The organism is Thalassolituus sp. UBA6592 (assembly GCF_002433655.1).
Taxonomy (GTDB): domain Bacteria; phylum Pseudomonadota; class Gammaproteobacteria; order Pseudomonadales; family Oceanobacteraceae; genus Venatoribacter.
The window spans coordinates 45,928-53,124 of sequence record NZ_DJIO01000075.1 but is presented as its reverse complement, the minus strand read 5'-3'; the positions used below and the strand labels follow the sequence as shown (position 1 = coordinate 53,124).

General features: G+C 49.5%; 9 protein-coding genes. 8 read left to right on the top strand and 1 reads right to left on the bottom strand.

Features of this window, described 5'->3' with window-relative positions; translation table 11 throughout:
• Positions 1–521: 521 nt before the first annotated feature.
• The gene (locus B2Z72_RS07585; RefSeq protein WP_297004486.1) at positions 522–1,139 is read left to right on the top strand and encodes a TetR/AcrR family transcriptional regulator; all 618 of its coding nucleotides are present in this window, start codon (positions 522–524) and stop codon (positions 1,137–1,139) included.
• Positions 1,140–1,397: 258 nt separating this feature from the next.
• On the opposite strand, the gene B2Z72_RS07580 is transcribed toward B2Z72_RS07585, so the two are convergent.
• The gene (locus tag B2Z72_RS07580; RefSeq protein WP_297004484.1) at positions 1,398–1,838 is read right to left on the bottom strand and encodes a hypothetical protein; all 441 of its coding nucleotides are present in this window, start codon (positions 1,836–1,838) and stop codon (positions 1,398–1,400) included.
• Positions 1,839–2,317: 479 nt separating this feature from the next.
• Here B2Z72_RS07580 and B2Z72_RS07575 point away from each other — a divergent pair, with 479 nt between their 5' ends.
• The 7 genes from B2Z72_RS07575 (at position 2,318) to B2Z72_RS07545 (ending at position 6,965) form a co-directional block, all read left to right on the top strand.
• The gene (locus tag B2Z72_RS07575) at positions 2,318–2,725 is read left to right on the top strand and encodes a hypothetical protein (protein ID WP_297004482.1); all 408 of its coding nucleotides are present in this window, start codon (positions 2,318–2,320) and stop codon (positions 2,723–2,725) included.
• Positions 2,722–2,913: a hypothetical protein gene (locus tag B2Z72_RS07570; protein ID WP_297004479.1), complete on the top strand. Its 192-nt coding sequence runs from the start codon at positions 2,722–2,724 to the stop codon at positions 2,911–2,913. Before B2Z72_RS07575 ends, B2Z72_RS07570 begins: the two co-directional genes overlap by 4 nt.
• A 111-nt stretch (positions 2,914–3,024) precedes the next feature.
• Positions 3,025–3,192, top strand: coding sequence for a hypothetical protein (locus B2Z72_RS07565; RefSeq protein ID WP_297004477.1), 168 nt, complete (start codon positions 3,025–3,027; stop codon positions 3,190–3,192).
• Between the two features lie 20 nt (positions 3,193–3,212).
• Positions 3,213–5,195, top strand: a complete 1,983-nt coding sequence (locus tag B2Z72_RS07560; protein ID WP_297004475.1) for a rolling circle replication-associated protein — start codon at positions 3,213–3,215, stop codon at positions 5,193–5,195.
• Between the two features lie 287 nt (positions 5,196–5,482).
• Positions 5,483–5,854: a hypothetical protein gene (locus B2Z72_RS07555; RefSeq protein ID WP_296980407.1), complete on the top strand. Its 372-nt coding sequence runs from the start codon at positions 5,483–5,485 to the stop codon at positions 5,852–5,854.
• Between the two features lie 24 nt (positions 5,855–5,878).
• Entirely contained in the window at positions 5,879–6,349 is a 471-nt protein-coding gene (locus B2Z72_RS07550; RefSeq protein WP_296980404.1) for a hypothetical protein, read from the top strand.
• Entirely contained in the window at positions 6,318–6,965 is a 648-nt protein-coding gene (locus tag B2Z72_RS07545; RefSeq protein WP_296980402.1) for a hypothetical protein, read from the top strand. Before B2Z72_RS07550 ends, B2Z72_RS07545 begins: the two co-directional genes overlap by 32 nt.
• The last annotated feature ends 232 nt before the right edge of the window (positions 6,966–7,197 follow it).

Here is a 7,197-nt window from a genome sequence, read left to right as displayed (position 1 = left end):
CGTAATTACGCATATGGCGCGTAACTCTGCGTAATTGTTGTTTTTCAAGTAGGCAGGCCAATGATATTCACCAGTTCGATAAACAATACGCGGCAGAAGATTGTAAATATATCTTTATATTATCAATAGGTTATAGGCGAAGTGGCTAAATTCAACGCTTTTACCGGCCGGACCTCATAATCAGATCAGCGATTTGGGACATAAATACTCCAGATTAGCGTTCGACATTGCTTTATATTATCAGCATAAAAGTTAAGTTTACTAAATTATTTTAGTCACCTTAATATATTCCTCTGATAAATGACTTGATTGTCAATCGGCATCATTCATCAGATTGGCGACAGATGCATTTGAAAACAGAGGCAAGGGTGGTGGTGGTGGACTGCTATTTGGCATCGCTCTTTGTTGTACGTTATGTTGAGCCCTTTTTGATAACTCTGAGTATTACTGACACTCGGCATCATCGGTCTCAGATAACTTAAAATGCTTGTAAACGATAGTTTTAACCAGGTAGATAACCAGTGAGCGGATTGAGAGAAAAACAGAAAGCGGAAAGAAAACTACTCATACGTGAAACCGCACTGCGCATGTTCAAAGAAAAGGGCTATAAATCCGTTAAGGTCGATGACATTGCTGCTGAAGTAGGCATGTCGGTTCCGACCTTGTTTAAATACTACTCATCGAAACACGAGTTACTCTGCGAGTTTATTTCAGACTACGACCCGGAACCTATTATTGAAAAATTTAAATCACAGATTGATATGGAAAGAGATGATCCGGTCAATATAATTTGCGAACTGGAATGGCGAATTGCATATGAAGAGCTCACATCCTGCTCTCCATCTCTCTGGCGAGAAATGATGCCTTCTCTGTTGTTTGGTCAGGTTGAGGCACTGCCCGAAGCCTATATTAAATCCAATGAGGCGTTAATCCGTTCTCTTGTTTCTTTTTTTGAAGAGATGAAAGCACACGGTCACTTTGCTTCACATATTGATCTCGAGGTGGCTGCAAGATACATGAACGATTTTGCCCATATGCAAATGATCCGTTTAACACGTACGGAACCACTGGATTGGAAATCTCATCGGGAGCAGGTTCATCAAGTTTTAAGAATGATGTATGAAGGAATGAAGCCCTGACTTACCGAGACCCAGCAGAACGTTTAAAGCTTATTTACATGATTACATGGTGGAAATGGTTTTTCAGAGAAGGCTGTCGAATCGCCAGATGCTTTGCAAGCCCGGTGCAGGGAAACGGATTAGACCTGATTCTCAAAAAAACACAATTGACTACTGGTTGGGGTTGGGCCAGACCAGTAGCGACAAGAAGTGAAAACCGGGGAGTGGAAATACCTATAATAATTCCGATAATTGATAGACTTGGTAATTATCGAAAGATCAGGAGAATGGGGTAGGGGAACCCACAAAAGAAGCGATGGCAGGAGCAGAAATTAACGCGATAAGCGCCACTTTTGAACCGTCCCACAAGTCAGCGATTTTCTTCCAAGCCCGCATAGCTGCTGGGTTTTTCTTAGATCGTTCCAACTGCAAACAGATCAGGACATATTCATAGTCGAGGTCTAATAACTCGGCCGCTTTTTTGGCCTGGTTATCGTCCATTGTCCGTCCTTCATCCACCCAATTCCGCGCCGTTTTATGGCTGACGCTGAGCAGCTTTGCCAGACCATATTTTGTCTCTATGTCGTACCGATCCATAAGAGCGGCGACTATGCGGCGGGTGGTGAGAAGTCGCATTTTAAAAACCCCTTGGAATAACGGTTGTTTTAACAGCTTCAAGGCACAAGCGTATACCATTGCATGTGGTACACGGTAGACCACATCCTATACATGTTCCTGACTGACGTGCGGCTCTGCGACGGCATCCGCACTGTTTTACAGCCGGGACTAAAAATAAGGGAAGGAGAGGTCAGGACATGCACCAAAGTACCATTACAGGCGTAATAAGCCCCATCACTGAAATACTGGCGACACTGGAACCCACCAACCTGCAGGAAAGTCAGGCCTGGTTAAGAATGACCGTGACAGAACGGCAGATGATAGCGCGGGCTGCAAACTGCCCTGAGTCAGTATCCCTAACGGCATGGCAAAAGCTGATGCCGTCTCACAGAGTTGCCATTCGCAAAGCGGCCGGGATTCTTTTTAAGAATATCGAGGGCCTTATAAATGATTAACTCAGTAGCATTTCAGCGTCACGCCGTGGCCTGTTTGAACGGCTTTTGGCTGGGTGGGTTTGTCTATGGTCTGCAGTCTGCGGGGGTGGTTCCATGGTTACCCATTGCATGATGGCTGGGTGGGATATGACAGCCTGTGGCCTTAATCCTGAAAACAAAATTACCGTACCAAATTCCGATAGCAGCACCTGCAATAACTGCAAAAGAATATTGGAATCAGCAGGCCTTGCGATTGCCTGGAGTAAAACAAAAAAATCCTTGCGGGTTTTTTATATGCAACGCGCCGGGTTCTCTCCTTCAGAGGCAATGACCATGCTTAAAAAACGTCCCGAGCGTTGGTCTGCCAAGCAGCAAGCAAAAATAGTTCGACAGCTTCAGAGCGCACCGGAATTTGCGCGGGCCATGGGGCTGGACCATTTGCCAATCGAGCGCGGCGGATCAGGCGAGGAGCGCCGACGCTATGCACCTGAATGGATGGCGTACCAGGTCAGAAAGCGAGGCAGCAACTGCCCGCACTGCGGGGGTGGGTTATGAAAAACAGAGAAGTAGAACTGCGTCTGACGGTTGAAGAGTTGGAATATTTACAGGAAGCCATGATAGAGGCGGAAATCTTTAGCCCGTTACTGAAAGAAAAGAAAGAAGGTAAAAAATATTCATTTGATGGATATAACGATCTCTATTCAAAACTGGCGTTGGCGGCATGGGTAAAAGTCCCTGACTGACCATGCTGAGGGCTGGTTTGTGATTCAGTTAGTTATTGATGGCGTTACTTATTATCACGGTGGCGTTGTCATTGTTTTATGGATTTGTGGAGTTTTAACGGTGGGGAAATCATGGACATTAATGAATTCGTAGCTGACATGCTAAAAGATGCAACAGAGGGTGAGTTAAAAGACATCATTGCTAATGGAATTGAACTAGATGACTGCGATATGCTTGAAGCTCTTGAAAATGAGTTTTTATGTCAAGCAAAAGAAAAGCTAAGCAATGCTAAACATTGAAAATATTAAAGTTATTGAGCGTGAATAAATTCTTAGATAACCCGCCAAAAGCGGGTTTTTTTGTTGACCCTGATTTTGTCTTTCCTGACGGAATAACCATGCGCCAGATCAGAGCGCAGGATGAGCGGAACGCGACTAGCGACGCAGCCGCGAAGCGAGCGGAGGCGCATAGGCTAGTCAAGGCGGCCAAATCTCCGACAGAGCAAAATTCCACCGAAATCCTGAAAGAACACGCCGGTATTAAATACACAGACGGGTTTTTGGCCCGCCAGGATGCAAGGGAAAAAATTGCAGCCATTGGTGACGAGCGCGGTTTGTCTGAATGGCAGCGATTGGCGGATATCGATTACCCAGCGCCACCAGGCCAGGAATACAAACGAGAAAAGCCCGGCGGAATGCTGTGGATGTTTGACGAGCGCAACGGGAAGCAGGAAGGGTACGACCAAAACCCGCTGCCTACCTATGACCCGACCTTTATTGGTGACGGATCAGAGCAAACTCACAAAGTAGATTTAACAACCGGCGAAATTATCCGGGTTCGCCGGTATGAGTCCGGATCCTGTGCTGTTGTTGAAAAACGCACCTGGGCAGATGAATACAGGATCAGAACCAAGGTTTACCAGGCTATTAACTGCCTGCCGCCGGAGCAAGCCGGGCCGCGGTATACCAAAAGACTGTCATTGGAAGGCGCGAGAAAAATCAGCGATAGCTGCAGATTCATGGCGCTGAAAAAGGGCGGCTTTTCTACGTTCTTAACGCTCACACTGGATACGGCAGCCCGTTGCCGCGTGGAAATCAGAGAAAACCATGGGCCATGCACAGAGCTGGCATTCAACGAGAAAACCAGACGGTACAGCCCGGCGGTCACCCGCCTGGTAGGAAACCGGGAAATTTACATTCCTATGCCCTGGAACGTATTGCCAGCACTTATGGCCAATGAATCAGGCCGGGGGGCTTACGATCAGACATTTCAGACCGTGCAAAAAGAGCTGTCACGGTTCTGGGATGCAGCGCAGAAAATGTATCAGCGCGGATGGCTGCAGGAACATGAGGGCCTGATTCACAGCGGCGCACCGTCAAAAATAATAGGCTGGAAAGGCGATATGGTGGCCACCGATGGCATGCCGCCAAAAGGTCAGCCGGTACGGGAGAAACTTCAATATTGCTGGGTGGTAGAGAACCCGAAAAACGAAAAAGGCCAGGACAACCCGCACATTCACATTCTGATGCGCTGGCGCGTGCCGTTCCGTGATTTTCAGGCCTGGGCTAAACGTCTGGAAAAAATGTGGGGCCAGGGCTTTGCACACCTGGAAAAAATAAAAGAACCGGAATGTGCCGGAGCATACATGGCGAAAGCAGCCGGATACATGACAAAGGGCGCTGAGGATGAAGACGGCGTAAGCACTCAAGGCATTGTGCGCGGCAACCGTTACGGGATCAGCGCAGAGGCCCGGGCACCGGACTGGGATTTAGTCGGAATATATGAAAACGGACTGATGGGGACGCTTATCAGAGACGTTTATGACCATTTCCTGTTTTCACATGGCAATAAGGTACAGCAGCGCAACCGGCTGAAAGAACTGCTGGAAGAAACACCAAAAGAGGAAACCAGGAAGCGCCAGAACATTGGGCGGGCACTGGAAAAAATGCGCAATGATCTGAACAAAAACCCGGATATCCCACACCGGCCAAGCAAATATCAATTAGTGATAACGGGCGTGCATAAGGTCGCGGAGTTCTTCACATGGGCAAAAGACACAACCGGCAAAGTTGTAAGCAACTGGCTACCTGCAAAAGACCGGGGAACCGCGTGGTCAGAAGCAGAGAAACCAGAAGGGCCATATTTACAGGAAATGCGGCGCAGCCTATGGCGGGCCCGCGCCGATAAGTTCAAGGGCATGTGCGAACAATACTGGGCAGCGCTACGGGCGGGGACAATTCCGGAATGGGCAGACCATGACGATGACAAAACAGCGGATGATTTCAGAATGGGGGTGATCTGATGGCAAGAGAAAAACTGCGGGAAGCAATCGGCCGGCAGAGGCGAGCGTTAAAAATGCAACAGGGTGACTTGGCGGCGGCTGTTGGCGTGTCTAACGGGTGCTGGTCCAGGCACGAAAACGGGCAATGTGAAATGAGCCTGACTCAGGCATTAAACGCACTGCAGGCGCTTGGTTGCAGTGTGTTGGTTGCCGATCAAAACGGCGAATTGGTCTGGGAGGGCTAACAAACGATGACACGAACAAATAACCCAGTGGTGGGAACAATGCAGTGCACTGACTGCGACACTGTGGCCAGCCTGCACGAAACCAAACGCGGCAAGGGCCGGGGGCTACTGTACAAGCGCTGTGAATGTGGATGTGATCAGCGCACCGGTGCCGCGATCCAGAAGCAATGGCGCCAGGCAATGACACCGCGGCCAGGCTGTGAACACCTGAGCGAAGAACCGGAACAACCGAACGAACCCGCGCCGGTGCTGGATTCAGAACCGGAAGAGACAACCGAACCAGAACCGGAACAACAACCGAAACCAGAACCGGAACAACCGCAGACACAACCGAAAAAAGCCGCGGCCGCTGGTTCGTTCATGCCTGTTTTTGCGGGCCTGCTGGCCGTTGGCCTTTTCATTTTAACCAAGGGCGGTGGCGGGCCGATGGCCTGAATCATTAACCAAAAGGGGTGAACCATGACTGATAAAAAACAACCAGAACAGCAAGACGATTTAACCGAACTGGACAACCTGAAGGAACCGGAAGAGCAACCGGAACCGGGTGATTATGATCCAGGCGCAGACGACGCAGCACAGCAACAGTTAGAGGCAGCAGCAGACGCAGCACAGCAACAGGCTGCAGCATCTGCCATGGTCACCGTGTCAGTGATTGAGGCGGCGTTGTCCATGATGTACCCGGGCGTACAAATTGCCCCTGTACAGAAGCAGGCCATTATCCAAAAGTTGGCACCTGTGCTGATGAAATATAACGCGGGTGGAATGCCACCCTGGATGGCAGCCTACAAAGAAGAGCTGGAACTTGCCGGTGCTGTTGGCCTTGCCGGGTTTGCCGTTTGGCAACAGATTAAGGCGATGAAAGCCAAGGAAGTGAAAGAGGCAGCAGAGGGGGCGGCAGATGGCAAAGAACCCGAACCCCAAGCTGCCTAATGAACACACGTTGTATGTCGGCAAGTCCGGCACAGGTAAAAGCCAGGCACTGAAACAGAACAGCGCGGCCCCTGGTCGCGGTGTTCGCTGCCTGTTGTGGGATGAAAGCCACGACCACGACAAGGGAACAACCTACTACGACGACAAAAACAAATTCATTAACGCTGTAAAGCGGGGTGTAAATTCTGGCAGGGGCTTTCGGATTGGCTGGGATGGTGACAGCAGCCCGGAATCATTCGAGTGGTGGGCGGCGGTTGTGTGGGCCGTACTGGATGGCAAAAAGCCAACCTATGTGGTTATCGAAGAGCTGGCCCAGGCGGTTGAAACCGTGGGGCGTGCGGCACCGAATCTGCGGAAGTTATTTAACCAGGGGAGAAAGTACGGGGCGCGCATTCATGCAGTGACGCAACGACCGCAAGAGATACCCAAAACGGTATATGACCAGTGCGGGCGCTTTTGGATCGGCGGCCAGAAGGGGCCGAATATTAAAAAATTTGCCGAACTGCTGGACGTTCCACTGGATGAAGTCCGGCAATTAATGCCGTTGCAGTTCTGGTATCTGGACGAAACAAGCGGCCAGCAAGCTGAAAAACACCAGCTGAAATATAAAAATTGAACCTATAGGTTCCCACACTAAAAAGCGCTGGATTAATCCGGCGCTTTTTTCTTTTCTGAAAGGGCAAATTAACAATTACCCAGACGGGAAGGTAAGCAATGAAAAACATTAACTGGGCAACCGTGGGCGTTGCCGTTCTGATCGTTGTAGCACTGAACAAGCTGCCGCAGACCAAGCAACTGGTAAACGGCTAAGCGCTGTTTTTCTGAGTAACTAACGAAGGGATAACAGC

Coding starts and splice junctions, on each gene's coding strand:
- B2Z72_RS07575 (WP_297004482.1), top strand. CDS start 2,318: ATGACAGCCTGTGGCCTTAATCCTGAAAACAAAATTACCGTACCAAAT.
- B2Z72_RS07570 (WP_297004479.1), top strand. CDS start 2,722: ATGAAAAACAGAGAAGTAGAACTGCGTCTGACGGTTGAAGAGTTGGAA.
- B2Z72_RS07565 (WP_297004477.1), top strand. CDS start 3,025: ATGGACATTAATGAATTCGTAGCTGACATGCTAAAAGATGCAACAGAG.
- B2Z72_RS07550 (WP_296980404.1), top strand. CDS start 5,879: ATGACTGATAAAAAACAACCAGAACAGCAAGACGATTTAACCGAACTG.
- B2Z72_RS07545 (WP_296980402.1), top strand. CDS start 6,318: ATGGCAAAGAACCCGAACCCCAAGCTGCCTAATGAACACACGTTGTAT.